This window comes from Cobetia sp. MMG027, from assembly GCF_027947415.1.
Taxonomy (GTDB): Bacteria; Pseudomonadota; Gammaproteobacteria; order Pseudomonadales; family Halomonadaceae; genus Cobetia; species Cobetia marina.
The window spans coordinates 284,830-300,411 of the sequence record NZ_JAQJIO010000003.1; the positions used below are offsets into that span (position 1 = coordinate 284,830).

Annotated in this window: 12 protein-coding genes and 1 tRNA gene; 4 read left to right on the forward strand and 9 right to left on the reverse strand. The window is 62.9% G+C overall.

Going from position 1 to position 15,582, the window contains the following annotated elements; all coding sequences use genetic code 11:
- Positions 1-21: 21 nt before the first annotated feature.
- The 6 genes from PJK54_RS05295 to PJK54_RS05320 all read right to left on the reverse strand — a co-directional run bounded on the left by PJK54_RS05295 (position 22) and on the right by PJK54_RS05320 (position 10,272).
- Positions 22-621 carry an RNA polymerase sigma factor gene (locus PJK54_RS05295; protein WP_271302398.1) on the reverse strand — a complete coding sequence of 200 codons (600 nt, stop codon included), beginning with the start codon at positions 619-621 and terminating at the stop codon, positions 22-24.
- A gap of 317 nt (positions 622-938) precedes the next feature.
- Positions 939-3,620: a GNAT family N-acetyltransferase gene (locus PJK54_RS05300; protein WP_271302399.1), complete on the reverse strand. Its 2,682-nt coding sequence runs from the start codon at positions 3,618-3,620 to the stop codon at positions 939-941.
- A complete protein-coding gene (locus PJK54_RS05305) occupies positions 3,617-5,173 on the reverse strand; it encodes a lysine N(6)-hydroxylase/L-ornithine N(5)-oxygenase family protein (RefSeq protein WP_271302400.1) in 1,557 nt (518 codons plus the stop codon). The genes PJK54_RS05300 and PJK54_RS05305 overlap by 4 nt, the downstream gene beginning before the upstream one ends.
- Positions 5,166-6,854 carry a pyridoxal phosphate-dependent decarboxylase family protein gene (locus tag PJK54_RS05310; RefSeq protein ID WP_271302401.1) on the reverse strand — a complete coding sequence of 563 codons (1,689 nt, stop codon included), beginning with the start codon at positions 6,852-6,854 and terminating at the stop codon, positions 5,166-5,168. The genes PJK54_RS05305 and PJK54_RS05310 overlap by 8 nt, the downstream gene beginning before the upstream one ends.
- Before the next feature lie 361 nt (positions 6,855-7,215).
- Positions 7,216-9,348: a TonB-dependent siderophore receptor gene (locus tag PJK54_RS05315; RefSeq protein WP_136939027.1), complete on the reverse strand. Its 2,133-nt coding sequence runs from the start codon at positions 9,346-9,348 to the stop codon at positions 7,216-7,218.
- Between the two features lie 282 nt (positions 9,349-9,630).
- Positions 9,631-10,272, reverse strand: coding sequence for a hypothetical protein (locus PJK54_RS05320; protein ID WP_271302402.1), 642 nt, complete (start codon positions 10,270-10,272; stop codon positions 9,631-9,633).
- A gap of 215 nt (positions 10,273-10,487) precedes the next feature.
- On the opposite strand from PJK54_RS05320, the gene PJK54_RS05325 reads away from it, so the two are divergent.
- Positions 10,488-10,564 (forward strand) — tRNA-Ile (locus PJK54_RS05325).
- A 341-nt stretch (positions 10,565-10,905) separates the two neighbouring features.
- Here the strand turns inward: PJK54_RS05325 and PJK54_RS05330 are convergent.
- Both PJK54_RS05330 and PJK54_RS05335 read right to left on the reverse strand, forming a co-directional pair.
- Complete coding sequence (locus PJK54_RS05330) at positions 10,906-11,463, reverse strand: PRC-barrel domain-containing protein (RefSeq protein ID WP_065392634.1); 558 nt, start codon at positions 11,461-11,463, stop codon at positions 10,906-10,908.
- A gap of 587 nt (positions 11,464-12,050) precedes the next feature.
- Positions 12,051-12,197 (reverse strand): hypothetical protein, encoded by a 147-nt coding sequence (locus PJK54_RS05335; protein ID WP_157109499.1) that lies wholly within the window; start codon positions 12,195-12,197, stop codon positions 12,051-12,053.
- Between the two features lie 25 nt (positions 12,198-12,222).
- Here PJK54_RS05335 and PJK54_RS05340 point away from each other — a divergent pair, with 25 nt between their 5' ends.
- The 3 genes from PJK54_RS05340 (at position 12,223) to PJK54_RS05350 (ending at position 13,864) form a co-directional block, all read left to right on the forward strand.
- Entirely contained in the window at positions 12,223-12,456 is a 234-nt protein-coding gene (locus tag PJK54_RS05340) for a hypothetical protein (protein ID WP_065392415.1), read from the forward strand.
- A 601-nt stretch (positions 12,457-13,057) separates the two neighbouring features.
- Positions 13,058-13,351 carry a hypothetical protein gene (locus tag PJK54_RS05345; protein ID WP_136939025.1) on the forward strand — a complete coding sequence of 98 codons (294 nt, stop codon included), beginning with the start codon at positions 13,058-13,060 and terminating at the stop codon, positions 13,349-13,351.
- A 285-nt stretch (positions 13,352-13,636) separates the two neighbouring features.
- Positions 13,637-13,864, forward strand: a complete 228-nt coding sequence (locus PJK54_RS05350; protein ID WP_077379159.1) for a hypothetical protein — start codon at positions 13,637-13,639, stop codon at positions 13,862-13,864.
- 94 nt (positions 13,865-13,958) lie between these two features.
- Here PJK54_RS05350 and PJK54_RS05355 read toward each other — a convergent pair whose 3' ends face one another.
- A complete protein-coding gene (locus tag PJK54_RS05355; protein WP_240704272.1) occupies positions 13,959-15,572 on the reverse strand; it encodes a peptidoglycan DD-metalloendopeptidase family protein in 1,614 nt (537 codons plus the stop codon).
- Positions 15,573-15,582 lie beyond the last annotated feature (10 nt).

Consider the following 15,582-nt stretch of genomic DNA (forward strand, 5'->3'; position numbering starts at 1 on the left):
GGCGGTGCTTGAAGGTGGAAATCATGATGAAGACCCGGGGATGTCGCCAGCGCGCGTCCTGTTGTCGGCCCGCTCACCGCGAAAGCAGCCGGCGGCCGTCAGTCGATCCGCACAATGGCGTTGCGCCTGCTGGACATAGCGGCCTGCCATGCGCTCCGAGACCCCCAGACGCTCGCCGATCTCACGCTTGGTCACGCCTTCCAGTCGATACCAGAGGAGTGACTGACGAAGATGGTGGGGCTGCTCGGCGAGCGCCTGCTGGATCACCTGAATCTTCTGGCGCCGCGCGAGACAGCGCTCGGGGTCCAGGCGTGTCGCCGAGAGGCGCTCGTCGTCGTCTTCCATTTCCTCGAAGATCGGGGCGCGCGACTGGTGGCGGTGATGATCGATGATCAGATTGCGTGCGATCCGATACAGCCAGGCGCGCGGATTGCGCGGCGGCTCCCCTGTCATCCTGAGGCGCAGATAGACGTCATGGCACATGTCTTCCGCCAGATCATGCGAGGCCAGCTGACGGGTCAGGAATCCGATCAGCTCCTGGTGATAGCGGGCAAACAGTGCGTCCAGCGACGCCAGCTCATCCTCGGCCACCGCGCTGGTGTCCGTCCGGGCGTCAGCCACCGGGCAGGCAGCCCGTGCCGGCGAATCGCAGGGGGGCCGTTGCGTCTGCAGGTCAGCGCCCTCATCTGAGCGGGCTTCTGTCAGTGCTTGGAATGCGCAGAAGAAAGAGGACATCCACGGCTCGCAATGAGGATTGGCGTGATGGGGCGCTCAATCATATTGGTGTTGCGAATCATTATCAATGTCTGTCTGGCAGGCACGCGTCTGACCGCCTGCGAAGCATTCGGAGGCGGTCAGACGCGCAAGGCGGGACTTGCGCGGAGGGGGCCGGCCTCCCGGATCACGTTCAGCGAGATGATCCGGGAGGCGCGACGCCGTCAGTGGCGGGCGAAGGCGGCGATGGGGTTGTCCAGCTCTCCCTTGAGTTGCAAGGCACCGGAGGGGTCGGTGAGGTCGACCATCTGCTGGTTGTTGCGCAGCTGCAGTCGGTTGAGGCACGACAGCGTGAAGCGTGGCGCGAACAGGTCGTGACGCGCGAACTTGTCGGCCATCTCCGGGTGCGCATCCTGGTAGTCATGGATGCAGGCCGCGACGCGTGACCAGAAGGCGTCTTCCGTCATCACCTGCTCGCGCACCAGCAGCGGTACCGCGAAGCGGAAGATGCAGTCGAAGATATCGGTGAGCAGCGACAGGATGCGGATCGGTTCCGGCACCTCGACCACCAGACGCTCGACTCCTTCCGGCAGCTCCAGGGCACGGGTCTCGTCGGTGGCGAACAGCGCGGCCTCTTCGGCGATGTCCTTCATCAGTGCACCACACGGCACGCCATCGCGCAGGCGCATGATCAGGTTCTCGCCGTGGGGCATGAACACCAGATCATGCTTGAAGTAGCAGTGCAGCAGCGGCGTCATGTAGGCCGTCAGCCACTTGTCGATCCACGCTTCGGCGCCGATGCCGGAGCGCTCGATCAGCGCAGGCAGCAGTGCCTTCTCGTCGTTGTCGACGTGCAGCAGCGCGGCCATGGTCATCAGGCGCTCGCCCTCGTCCTTGACGTCTTCCGGGCTCTCGCGCCACAGGCTGGCCAGCATCTTGCGATAGCCGACGGCCGCCGGGTCGGCATCTTCCAGCACGTCATCGCGATAGCCGATGGCAGCGACTTCACGCAGCAGACGGAAGCCCCATGTCTCGAAGGACGGGTCGGAGTCGATCAGCCCCTGCAGCCACTGGTTGATGGCCGGCGTGGCGCGCATGTAATAGGGCGACAGACCGCGCATGAAGCCCATGTTGAGGATCGACAGCGCGACCTTCACGTAGCGGCGGCCCGGCTGGTTGCGGTTGTAGAGCGTGCGGATCGACTGCTGGGCCTGATAGCGGTCTTCACCCAGTCCCAGACAGACGATGCGCTGGCTTGAGATCTCGGCGGCGAAGGTGATCGCCAGCTTGTGATTCCACTGCCACGGGTGCACCGGCATCATCAGGTAATCGGCGGCATCGAGGCCCTTGGCCGTCAGCTGATGCTCCAGGCGGGCCAGTTCGGCGTGACCCAGTTCCTCTTCCAGCAGACGGCGCGGATCGAGACCATCCACGCCGGAGTAATGCGCGTTGTCGCGATGCACGGCGATCCACACCAGCGCGAAGGGCTGTGCGGCCTCCGGCGCGAAGGCGCGGTAGTCCAGCGCATCGAAGCCCATGCGGCCATTGTTGGCGACAAAGCACGGGTGACCTTCACTCATCGCCGATTCCAGGGTCTGGAAGGAGGCACCGGCCAGCACGCGGGCGGATTGATTCTCGCGCACGGCGCGCTGCATCTTCCAGGCGCTGGAAGCGAGCGTGGCGCTGACTTCCTCGAGATAGACCGGCAGCAGGCGCGGCGGAATCTCCAGCACGTCGTTGAGCTCCAGAATCAGCTCGCGGGCATCCAGCGGCAGGGCCTTGCCATTGGCGTCCAGACGCTGAAGGGAGGCCGCGTCGATCAACCAGTGATCGAGCTGGAAGCGGCGTGCCACGAAGCGATATTCCACCGCACGACGACTGACGGGGGCCTTGTCGCTCGCCGGGGCAGACAGCGACAGGCGGTAATGATGCCAGCCATCCGTGATGCGGGCGTTGGTCTCGTCGGCACACTGCGGGTGGATCAGGCGCTCATGGCTGAATTCGGCCAGTGCCTTGCGCACCAGCAGGCGATTGGCCTGCTGCCAGTCCGGCCCGGTGAGATGCTGGCCGGCCGCCGCCGGATTGGCGGTGATGGCGGTATCCAGTCGCGGGCTGCGGCTCGCCAGGGCGGCGCGGAAGTCCTGCGGGGTGCAGAAGCACAGACGCGCGGGCTTGCCGTCGAGATCCAGCGGGCCGTGATCGACGAAGCCGACGGCGGCATTCAGCGGGTGAATGGCGGTATTGCGGCTGTCGGGTTCGACCACCACGCGAGTGACCGGGCGGACTGCCTCACCGGTATCCGCGGCGTGCTCGTCACGGAACTGGCCGGCGAAGATCATCGCCATGATCGTTTCGATCACCGCACGCGAGAAGCCGCTGATGGGGGCTTGGTCATCGCTGCGCGGCGCGATGAGGAAGTGCATGCCGAAGTCGCCTGGCTGCACGGCGTAATGCTTGCCGAGCGGGTCGTGTGCCGGGTCATACAGCTCGACCAGAAACGCCGGCTGGTCGTTGTAGAGACCGAGCCAGCCCTGGGCGTGGCGACTGTCTTCCAGGCCCTGATAGAAATCGTGCTTGGTGGTGAGCAGGTCTTCGCTCATGCCCCAGAAGCTGGCGCGCGCGCCACTGGTCCACTCGTCCACCAGCGCCATGTCGGCGGCGAGATCCAGCGGGCGCAGCGCGAATTCCGCTCGCTCCGGCGTGCTGTCATCCTGCGGCTTGCGCAGGCGCGACTGGGCCTGTTCGAGCTCCACCGAGCGGCGCGAGAAACGTGTGCCGGGTACCGGGCTCAGCAGGTCGAGTGCCGGGGAGGTGTCCAGTGATGTCTCGCCGAAGATCTGCTGGGCCGGGGTCGCGGCGCTGTGGGCGTTGGCACGGGTGGTGGTGATGTCGACGGGCATGTTCATGCGGTGGTCTCCCGGTCTTGCGCTGCGCGTGAGGACTCGGTGGGGGCGGTGCTGGACGAGGCGGTCTTTTCGCTGGCTGCACTGGCATGCAGGTCGGTCTCGCCGTAGGCCAGATGGGCGGCGGGAAGAGGCGTGAAGCCGTTGCCGTTGCCCTTTTCAACGCCCGGGGCGCCGAAGCTCTGGAAGGCGATGCGTCGCTCGATGGGATAGACCTCACGCCCGGTGATGGCGCGCAGGATGCAGCTGTTGCGGTAGCAGGCCATGCCCAGGTCCGGGGCGGCCAGCGAGTGGGTATGCAGCTCGGCGTTCTGGACGAAGATCTCGCCGGCAAAGGGCGACTGGTCACCTTCATTGCCTTCGGCGTCTGCGGTGCTCTGCGCATCGACGGCGTAGAAGCGCCCGACGGCGTAGCGGCCTTCGGCGTCACGACGGATGCGTGATTCGATGCTCTTCAAGAAGGGCGGGGCGACGTAGTGATAGCCGGTGGCCAGTACCACGGCACTGGTCTCGTGGCGCCAGGCCTGCTGCTGTTCGCGCTGATAGAGCCCCAGGCTGAAGTCGCCATCGGCGCTCTCGCGAGTCAGCGAGGTCAGCTCGGTATTGGTCATCAGGGTGGTGGGCACCACGCCCTGCAGCTGCTTGGCGTAGAGGGTGTCGTAGATCTCGTTGATCAGTTCGAGATTGATGCCCTTGTAGAGGCCCTTCTGGGTCGCCAGCAGGGTGTTGCGCTGTTCGCGCGGCAGGGCATGGAAGTAGTCGATGTAATCCGGTGACGTCATCTCCAGCGTCAGCTTGCCGTATTCCAGCGGGAAGAAGCGCGGCGAGCGCGTGATCCAGTTGAGCTGGTAGGCGTGCTGGTCGATCTCGCGCAGCAGGTCGAGATAGATCTCGGCGGCGCTCTGGCCGGAGCCGATGATGGTGATGGCCGGCTGGGACGTCAGTTCGTCCTTGCGCGCCAGGTAGTGGGCGTTGTGGCACACGCGGCTGCCCGCCACCGGCACCTCGCCGCGTACCGCATCGGCAGCGCCGGGCAGATACGGCTGGGTGCCGGTGCCCAGCACCAGCTTGCGTGCGCGATAGGTGAAGGCCTCGCCGGTGCTGGGGCGAGTGCCGCGCACCACATAGATGTCGCCGACATGCTGGATGTCCTGGACCTCGTGATCGAAACGCAGGCTGGTCAGCTCGCGCGCCGCCCACTGGCAGTACTGGTTGTACTCGCGGCGCAGCAGGAAGAAGTCTTCGCGAATGTAGAAGTTGTAGAGCTTGTCATGCAGCTTCAGATAATTGAGGAAGCTGAAGTGGCTGGTCGGGTCGGCCAGCGAGACCATGTCCGCCATGAAGGGCGTCTGCATGCTGGCGTCTTCCAGCAGCATGCCCGGGTGCCAGTCGAACTCGGCCTTGCGCTCCAGGAAGACGCCGTTCACGTCCTCCAGCGGCTCGCTCAGACAGGCAAGGCTCAGGTTGAAGGGGCCGATGCCGATGGCGACGAAGTCGAGCACCTCATTGCGCGTTTCAGCTGTGTCGGTGACGTGAGGAGTCGAGGTGTCATGCATGACGGCTTTCCTTTGCTTCTGTGGTGTGGCTGCGACGGCTGGCGGCCGGAATGTCGGCCAGTGGTGCGCCATGGCCTGCCTGGGCCGTGGTGCTGACGGCGAGATGATGCGCCTTGACCAGCGCCTGACCATGCTGGCGGATCAGCTCGACCACCGCGGCGATGTCGTCGCGGGTGGTGTCCGGGTTGAGCAGCGTGAACTTCAGATACTGACGGCCGGAGACCTTGGTGGCGGCGACGATGGCTTCCCCGCTGCGCGACAGGCGCTTGCGGATCTCGCGATTCAGGGCGTCCCACTGTGCATCGCTGAGGGTGTCTTCGTTGGCGTCATGGAAGCGGAACACCAGGGTGCTGAGCTCCGGGGCCTGGACGACATCGATGTCCGGTGCCGCCGCGAGTAGCTGATGGCCCTCGCGAGTGAGGTCGATCACGCAATCGAGCATGTCGCCGAGGGCATCGGCGCCCATCAGGCGCAGCGTCAGCCACAGCTTGAGCGCATCGAAGCGCCGCGTGGTCTGCAGGCTCTTGTTGACCTGATCCGGCGTGCCCTCGCGGGCCTGGAGTTCCGGGTTGAGGTAGTCGGCGTGATAGGTGACGTGGCGCAGCTGGGTGCGATCACGCACCACGCAGGCGCTGCAGCTGACCGGCTGGAAGAAGGTCTTGTGGTAATCGATGGTGACGGAGTCCGCCATCTCGACGCCCTTGAGCCAGTGACCGTGACGACGCGAGGTGATCAGACCGCCGCCGTAGGCGCCATCGACGTGGAACCAGATGCCACGTGCATGACATTCACGGCCGATGGCCTGCAGCGGGTCGATGCTGCCGAAGTCGGTGGTACCGGCGGTCCCGACCACGGCCATCGGAATCAGGCCTTCCGCGCGCGCCTTGTCCAGCGCCTCACGCAGGGCTATCGGGTCCATGCGGCGACGCTCATCCACGGCGACGGGGATGACGGCGTTGTGGCCGAGGCCGAGCAGGGCACAGGCCTTCTGCAGGCTGAAATGGCTGATGCCGGAGGCGAAGACGCGCAGGCGCCCGGCTTCCGGCGGCAGGCCGTGGGTCTGGTTGCCGGGGTGGTTGGGCAGCTTCTCGCAGACCGCGTCACGCGCCAGCAGCAGCGCCATCAGGTTGGATTGGGTGCCGCCGCTGGTGAAGATGCCGTCCGCGGTCGGACCCAGGCCCAGTCGTTCGGTGGTCCAGTCGATCAGGCGCTGTTCGATCAGGGTGCCGCCGGCGCTCTGATCCCAGGTGTCGAGGGAGGAATTGATCGCGCCGAGCAGGCTTTCCGCCCAGACACCCGGCAGCACGACCGGGCAGTTGAGGTGTGCGATGTAGCGCGGGTGATGGAAATAGACAGCATCCTTCAGGTAGAGCGACTGGAGCTCCTCCAGGCCCGCTTCCAGATTCTCGAGGGGCGTCTCGAGATCCAGCTCGGCAAAGGCCGGGCGCAGGGCTTCCGGGGTGATGCCGCTGAAGGGTTGCTGAACGTTCTCGAGCTGTTCGGCGATCAGACTGCTGATGCGTTGCATGCCGGCCTGCCAGGCATCCATGTTGGCAGGTGAGAACAGGGCGGCGCTGGGCGAGCGGGACAGGGAGCTCGCGGCGGCAGCGGCCTGGGGGGCAGACGCGGGGGATCCTGCAGCCGCGCCATAGGTGGCGGCGGAATCATGAAGGCTGTGCATTACATAACCTTATGCGAATGTTCGCAGATAAAGACTTGGAAGAGACTCGCAGCCAGCCAGGGCAGGTGGCACAGGAGCGAGGACCAGTCAGGACATTCATCAAGTGCCGCGTGATGCGGTCGTTGTTGTTGGTGAAGTTGTTGGCAAAGCGGTTGGCGCGGTCAGACACGCCTGCCGTGGGCATCGGCAGAGAGTGAGTCGTCACCGAGCGCCCCTGTGTCGGGCAATCTCGATGTCATGTGCGGCACACGCCAGAGGTATCAGATGATGAGTGGTTCAGGGCGATGGTGCCGGCGACATCCTTGCCGCCGGCGGGTCATGCGGGTCGATTCAGAATCGACGGACGGCGGACGTGTAGGAATCAGAAATCATAGGTCAGTGTCGCGGTCACGCTGCGCTCGGCACCGTAGTAGCAGAAGCTGGTGCTGTAGCAGGACGCGATGTATTCCTTGTCGAACAGGTTGCTGACGTTGAGCTGCACGCTGGTGCCGCTCCAGCCGACCTGGCTCAGGTCGTAGCCTACCAGGGCATCGACGAGTGCGTAGTTCGGGACCTTCTCGGTGTTCTCGGAATCCGCCCACATGTCGGCGTAGTAACGCACGCCGAGGCCGGCATTCAGGCCGGTCAGAGGGCCCTCGTTGAAGGCGTAGTCACCCCAGACGCTGACCTGGTGCTTCGGCACCTGATTGGCATCGTTGCCTTCGGTGCCATCTTCCGCCTTGGCATAGGTCACGTCGGTGTAGCTGTAACCGGCCTGCAGCGCGAAGTCGCGGGTCAGCTGGGTGCGGGCTTCCAGCTCCAGGCCCTGGGACTCGATCTCGCCGTAGGACGTGTAGTAGCTGTCTTCCGGGTCCTTGGAGGCGACGTTTTCCTGATTGATGCGGAACAGCGAGACGCTGTACTGATCACGCGTGCCGTTGGGCTGGTACTTCATGCCGACTTCCACCTGCTTGCCGGTGGTCGGGTCGAGCAGGTCGCCATCCTCGTCGGTGTAGGAGTTCGGCGAGAAGGACGTGGAGTAGCTGACGTAGGGCGAGATGCCGTTGTCGAAGCCGTAGATCAGGCCGATACGGCCGCTCATCTCGTTGTCGTTCAGCTCACTGCTGGTGTTGTAGTCGCGATCGGTATTCTTGATGTTGACCCAGTCCTGACGCAGGCCGGCGGCCAGGTTCCAGCGGCCCCAGCTGAGCTGATCCTGCAGGTAGACACCGGTCTGATCCAGTTCACGCTTCTGGTTCTCGGTGGCATAGATGGAGACATCGGCATCGCTGCTGCTGGTGACGTCCAGCGAGCTGGCGGTGCCGTATTCCCAGTCCACGTCGTTGGTGCGGGTCTGATAATCGGCACCGAACAGCAGGGTGTGATCGATGTCGCCGGTGGAGAAGCGGGTCTCCAGCTGGTTGTCGACCGTCCAGGCACGCAGGCTTTCCTCGCCACCGGAGTAGTAGCGGGTCAGCTCGGTATCCGAGGCCCAGCCATAGGCGTAGACCTGCTCGAGATCCACGTCGGAACGCAGGTAGCGGAATTTCTGGCGCGCGGTGACATCGTCATTGAAGCGATGCTCGAAGTCATAGCCGAGCATGCGTTCGGTGCGATCGAATTCCTCGTAGTCCTCGTCGCCTTCGTAGAAGTCGTTGCCGAGCTTGATGCCGTCGTGGCTCACCACCGTGCCTTCGTAGGGGAGGCCTGAGTGGTAGCCGCCTTCCGGGTCCTTCTGGAAGTAGCCCATCAGGGTGACGGTGGTGTCGTCGGTGACATCCATGGTGATCTGCGGCGAGAAGGCATAACGCTCTTCGCTGACGGAATCGACCTGGGTGTCTTCGGCGCTGGCAAGGCCGGTCAGGCGATAGGCGATGCGCTTCTCGTCGTCCAGCGGGCCGGTGAGATCGAAGGCCGCGCTGCGCTCGTTGTCGTCACCGACGGTGAAGCGCACCTGGCCGGAGTCCTGGAACTCGGGGCGCTTGGACTGCATCGCGACCAGACCGCCCGGCGAGGAGCGGCCGTAGAGGACGGAGGACGGCCCCTTGACGACTTCGATGCTGTCGAGGAAGTAGGGGTCGATGGTCATCGAGCTGTAGGAGCCCGAGTCACCCATCAGCTTCAGACCATCCAGGAAGGTGTTGCTGACACTGCCATCGGAGAAGCCGCGCAGGACCAGATAGTCATAGCGGTTGGAAGCACCGATCTGATTGGTGAACACGCCCGGCGTATAGTCCGCGGCACGCTGCACCGTCTCGGCGGCGCGCTTGTCGATGTCATCACGGGTGATGGTGGAGACAGCCTGGGGAGTTTCCAGGTAACCGGTCTGCGTCTTGGTAGCCGCCGTGGTGGTGACCGTCATGGTATCCAGCTGCTCGTCCTGAGCATCCCGATGGTCGGCCGCCACGGCCTGCCCGGTGAAGGGTAGGCTCAGGGCAATCGCCAGTGCCAGCGGGTGCCGTGGCAGTGAAAGCAATGGGGATTGATGCGGGTGTCGCGTGGCGGAGTCTTTCATGAGTGACGATGTTCCATCCTGAATGATGTTTTTGCGAATGCTTCTTGTTTGTCGTTCTCTCATGAGGGAAGACGTACAGGGTTGGCATTTCTGAACCATGAATGAGAATTATTTTTGTTATCTGATGTCAGTGGGCCGTGCACGTGGCCTGGCGGGGGCTTCCGGTGGCGCTCAGACATGCAAAGACCGCCCCGAAGGGCGGTCTTTGTCAGAGGTCGGTCTTTGTCAGAGGGCTGTCCTTGGCAGAGGGGCACCTCGACGGAGGATGGCGCCGGCGGGGGATCAGCGGTCCTGCATCTCGCCCTGCAGCGTGATGGGAATATCGCCGACCAGATTGCCATAGCCCAGCAGGCCAAGCAGGGTACTGCCGACCTGGTTCTTGGCGACTTCCGCGCTGTCCAGCGCCATGGGCTCGGCGTTGGCGAAGCTCAGGCGGTCGGCACTCTCGCGGGTCACGTTCAGGGGCAGGGCATCGCGGTGAGTGCGGTTGCCATCGGTGGCCGTGAAGGGCACCTGCATGCGTGTCGTCCTGCCTGTCTCCAGCGCTGCCAGAGCCACGGGGTCCAGATTCAGTGTCAGGGTGGCGAGACGCATCTGACTGACGCCTGACAGCCACGGCGGCAGCTCGCCGACCTTGTCCAGCAGGTCGGTCTGACCGACGCTGAGCGGAATGCTCATCTTGCCGTCATCACCGACGGTGCCGCTCAACCCACGCAGGTGGTGGACGTGCTCGACATTGCCCTGCGCCTTCTGTTCGGTCAGCGTGGCGGTGGCGCCACTGGCATCCGGGATCAGCTGCCAGGCTGCCTGGCTGGGCACGCTGATGCCGATACCACTCATGGCAACGGCCAGGGCGAGGGCCTTGATAGGGGCGCGAAGGCGCTTGTGGAAGGAAGAGGTCCAGCGAAGAAAGGGAAATGACATGGTGACTCCTGATGGCTGGGCGCTACGAAGGGTGAGCTCTGTGCGGCGCATTGAGGCATTGGACACGCCAGTGGCGCAAGGGTTCGTGACAGGGTGGCAGGCGGGATGGGGCTGATCGGAGGCGGTGACGGCGGCTCGTGTCCAGCGAGGTCTATGTTGTTGAGTTTTCGGGCTTTCCTGACGCTTTGGCTTTCGCTATCATAGCGGCGCTGTCCGGGCCCATAGCTCAGTTGGTTAGAGCACTCGACTCATAATCGATTGGTCGCAGGTTCAAGTCCTGCTGGGCCCACCATCCCGAGGCGCTTTTCTGTAGCGCCTGCCAGGTCGCAATCGGCGGCTTTTTTTGTGCCTGCCCGTTTCGCCAGATCGATGGTTTTCCGCTTTCGGCTCTCCTCCGTGGCTCTTCGCCTTTCGCTGGCGGGGATCTCGGTTGCATGGGCTCGCATCAGCACGTCAGTCGTTCCGGCTCGCCTTCGCACCGCCAGATACCAGAACGCCCCGTGCCAGGTGGCGACGGGGCGTCGGCTCGAACGTCATAAAGGACTGCTCTGATGTCACTGCCTTGCGGGCGGCGACGAATCCTTCATGTCACTGCCACGAGAATGGCGCAAGACGCTTCGGTGTCAGTGGTGATCACTGAGTTTCGTCTGCCATCTCATCCTGGGCGTCATTGGCGGCACCGCTGATCGCGTTGCCTGCCGAGGTCAGGGCATTGGCGGTTGCCTGACGAGTGTCCTGCCAAGCGCTGGCAGCAGTGTCCTTGGTCTCATCCCAGGCAGCGGCCGCGCTCTTGCGAGTGTCCTGCCACCAGTCGGTGGTGTACTGCGGCTGTTCCTTGAGCTGAGCCTCATCCATGTTCACATGAATGCGATATTCGAGATTGTCGATGTCGTCACCCTGACGGGTTTCCAGCGTGAACTTGCCGGTCTCGACCACGTACTGCTGATCATCAAGGCCCAGCACTTCATCACTCTCGACCACCAGCGCGGCGACCTGCATGTTGTCGTCGAGCAGCACATCTTCCACTTCACCCACGACTTGCTGGTCGTCGTTCTGCAGATAGACGTCAGCATCCATCAGTTCATCAGCGGAGTAGAGTCCCTGCGGATTGGCCATGGCCAGGCCGGAGGTGGTCAGCAGAGTGGTCGCGGTGATCGCACCCAGAATCTGTTTGCGGTTCATCTTGCTCATGCCGTACTCCTTGCGTGTCGATTCTTCGTTGCCGTCTGCCCTGATGTAATCCGCCGGCGACTGCGTGGCGTGCTGCAGTGGTGGGCCAATCAGGACATGGTCGATGTCGGGCTGCCATCTCGTGCAGCCATGCTTCCTAAGATTCAGATGACGCGATCAAGTTTCAAGGGGGGAGCGGAAAAACTTGTACGGTAGTTCATGCGCTCGTCACGAATCAGGTGCACTTTTCGGCCAGCGAGATGCCGGCGTCTGGCGGGGCTACGGCGGTCTGCCGGCAGAACAGGAGGGCAAGGCATGGAGGTGTCCATCAGTGAATATCGACGGCCAACCGCGCTGTCATCCGTGCTGGCGGAGGAGAATGTCGCACTGTACCTGCAGTTTTCATTGCACGATCACTGAATTTGTAGCGAAGTGTTACGGTCGGGGCGTGACGATCGTCAGTGGTGAGATCGACATCTGCAGGGGGATCAACGCTGCGTAATCGCAGTTCAAGAGGGGAAGTTCAGGGTGTACGTTAGCTATACAGATACGTTTTGATACTCAGAAAAACTTGTACAGCAGTTTTCAAGTGTCTAACTTTGAGGGTGTCAGAGCGCAGCGAGGCCAACGATGAACGCCTCGCCAAGAGAGGGAATGGAGATCCGCAGCGTGCTTTTCAAGCCCTCGTCCTTTCCTTGCTCGAGATCTGGCAGGTCACGGTCGAATCTATTGAGGAAGGCCGTGAGAGTTTTCATCAAGGATCCAGCGGAGGGCATCGAGATGAACGCAGTGCGCAAGGTTCCCATGGAGTGTTCACGTTGTGGCAGCAATCGCGTCAATCTGGGAGAAAGCCCGGCAGATGACGATATCGTGAGCTGCGCCGAGTGCGACGAATTTCTCGGGGTGTGGTTCATGCTGCGCGACCGGCTTGAAGCCAGCGCTCGCAAGCGTGCCACCATCGACCCTGCCTTGATGGCCAACCAGGTGATCAAGCAGCTTGATGCACAGGCTTGAGATGTTCTACCCACTGACAGCCAGCAGGTGATACGGCATTCATCAGTCGTCCAGCATGCTGGTCAGTGAGATGTGAGAGTCAGGCTTCGGCAATCGTCATCCTTTCGGTCAATCGTCCATTGCCGTAGCCCCGAGCAAGTGCCTTGTCAGAGGCGACATGAATTCGTGATACCGCTGGCGACTGTCCAGCGTCCTGGTCGACCCCCTCGGTGAGCGTTGGCTCCCGATTCAGGTCCTGTTCTGCCTGAGAGTGTTTTCCCGGCCATTGGCCGGGATTTTTTTGTGTGTCATCCGACAAGGCAATCAGCGTGTTTCGAGACAGCCTTGATCTGCATCATCCGTGGGAGTGTTATTCGTTTGTAAGATTGTCCTGCCAGAATGAGGCGCGTCTGATGCCCTGTCGCGGATGAGACATGCTGGAGATGCCTCGAGATATCCGGGACATCAGCAGGGAATCTGATATTTCTAACATAAAGTGCAATGGAGTCTGCGGCCTCGTGTCTCCATCATGCGCACGCATGCTGAGCCATGTCTGCATGATCCCCTTATCGAGAGCCTGGTCATGACAACGTCACCTCTTGCGCCGAAAAGGAGTTCGCGCATGTTTTCTACTTCAATCCCGACCAGTAATGGTCCTCGCTGCCCCGAGTGCAATGAATCATTGCATTGGCCAGCCTGTGATCTCCCCGATGAGCACCTGTTGAAATGCCCGAATGGTCATGTCCTGTGTTCCATGGGGGACTTCCGACTGGCAGCACGTGAGATGGCACTCCAGGAAGAGTTTCGTCTGACGCGAGATGGTGCCCGCTCCCATGCGCAGCGACGCCCTCTGGAGCACTCCGCGAGAAATCGTCAGGATGCCATCGTCAGCGGTGAACGCATCAGCGCGGCTTGAGAGTTCGCGCATCCTGAGGTCTCCAGCTCAATGCAAAGCCCCCGCCCGCGTCGGGGGCTTTGCGTTCCTGGCACACGACGCGAGCGGGAAGGAAGTCGTGTGCAGGAGACAGGCAGCCGCCTAACAGCTGCTCTTCTCGACCTTCGGTGGCAAGCACGCCATGGGGTTGCAAGCAGGATGCCTGCCCCCATGTCTTTCACAACCGCATGGATCCTGCGCACTTCCCGTTCCCCGGGCTTGCGTCGCGGATGCATGCCTTCCAGAGACTGCACAGGAGGCTGTTACATGTCCGATCTATCCGAGGAACTGCGTATCCCCAAGCCGTGCCCCGACTGTGGTAGCAAGCGGATGCGCGTCTCTCAGGTGCACAATCCGGAAGACAAGGTCTTCTGCGCCTCGTGCGGCACTTACGTCTGCCTGTATGCGGATGTGGCCAGGATGCGCGAGGAGGGGGCGTCCAGTGAAGCCGAAGAGCTGCTGGAGCAGGCCGCCAACAAGGGTATCAAGAAGTAACGACATCACCGGGGTATCCGGAGATGCCACGCCCTGAAACGCAAGAGGCCCTCACGTCGGTGAGGGCCTCTTGCGTTTCAGGGCGTGGCGCGAATCAGCTTTCGTCAGAGCCTGTCGGCGTCGATGCCTTGGCGATGGCGCCGGTGTTGTCGGCGGCTTCCAGCTTGGCCAGCATGTTCTGTGACTCACGCTTGAAGGCGGCCAGCGCCTTGCCGGACAGTGACTTGTTGTTCGGCAGCTGGACGCGCATGGCATCGACCTGACGATTGTTGACCATCACCTCATAGTGAAGGTGCGGGCCGGTGGAGCGGCCGGTATTGCCGGACAGGGCGATCTTCTCGCCCATCTTCACGCGCTCGCCTTTCTTGACCAGGGGTCTGGAGAGGTGCAGGTAGCGGGTCTTGTAGCCGTTGTCCATGCGCAGCACGAGGTAGCGGCCCGCCAGCGGATGGTTGCCGACCAGTTCGACCACGCCATCAGCCGTGGACAGGACCGGTGTACCGACGCGAACGGCAAAGTCGGTGCCCTTGTGCGGGCTGATGCGACCAGTGACCGGATGGCGACGGCTCAGGTTGAAGGGCGAGCTGATGCGCGCCTTGTGAGCCAGCGGGTAGCGATTGAAGGCCGGGTCGAGCCCCTTGCCGTCCGGAGTGTAGTAGCGGCCATCGGCGGCATTGCGCACCACGGTCAATGACTTGCGGGTACCCTCGTAGCGCGCGGCCAGAATGCGCGAGTCGGTGCTGGTGCCATCGATCATGTCGGACTCGACCAGCACCTGGAACTTGTCGCCCTTGCGGGTATCGCGGCGGAAATCGATCTTCTTGCCCAGTACCTGGGTCAGCTGGGTGACATCCGCCACGCCAAGACCGGTGGCCTCCGCCGAGAGCGAGAAGCTGCCGCTGACGGTACCGGCGAACAGACGCTGGGTCGCTTGAGTGGCCTTCTCTATCTTGGCGACGCTGAAGGAATCCTGCTGTGGGTCACGCTTGACCATGAAGCCGCGACGCGCATCCTTCATGATGCGCAGCGCCAGCAGGTTGCCGTCCTCGTCGAGCTTGTAGTCGAGGCTGTCACCGATGCGCCAGTGGGTCAGCACACGCTTGTCCGGCAGCGACTTGATGATGCGGGTGGTCTCGCGATAGCCGAGCCCCAGAGAACGCTCCGCCATCACGGCAAAGGTGTCGCCCGCCTGAACGGTGTAGGTCTGCCATTCCGGGACATAGACTTCCTTGGCTGCCAGTTCGGTCTGCAGCGTCGGGCTCTCGCCCAGCTCGACCGGATCGACGGACAGATCATCGTAGGAGGTCCCGCCGGCCTGCTCATCGGTCGCGGTGGCGATCACCGCCTCGGCCGTCTTCACGGCAGAAGGTGCCAGTGCCACGATCGGGCCGGGCTCAGCTTCACCGGCAGGGTAGTTGGCGTCGGTCAACATCACCGGCATGTCGAAGTCGACATCGATGACCTCACTCGGCGTCAGCGCGGAGAGCGGCACCTCGCCAGCTGCGCTCAGTGCCTGATGCCCCGCATCAAGACTGGCCGTGGCCAGCGGAGCAGGCGTCTGTTGCGCGTGCGCGATGGCAACCGGCAATGCGTTCGTCACCTCCGAGCTGGCATTGGCCAGGTCGATGGCGAGGTGGCGAGAGGCAGGTGAGATCTCTTGAGAGTCCAGAGTTTCAAGAAGCTTGTGAGCGCCCAGCACGGTGACCATTGTGGCAACA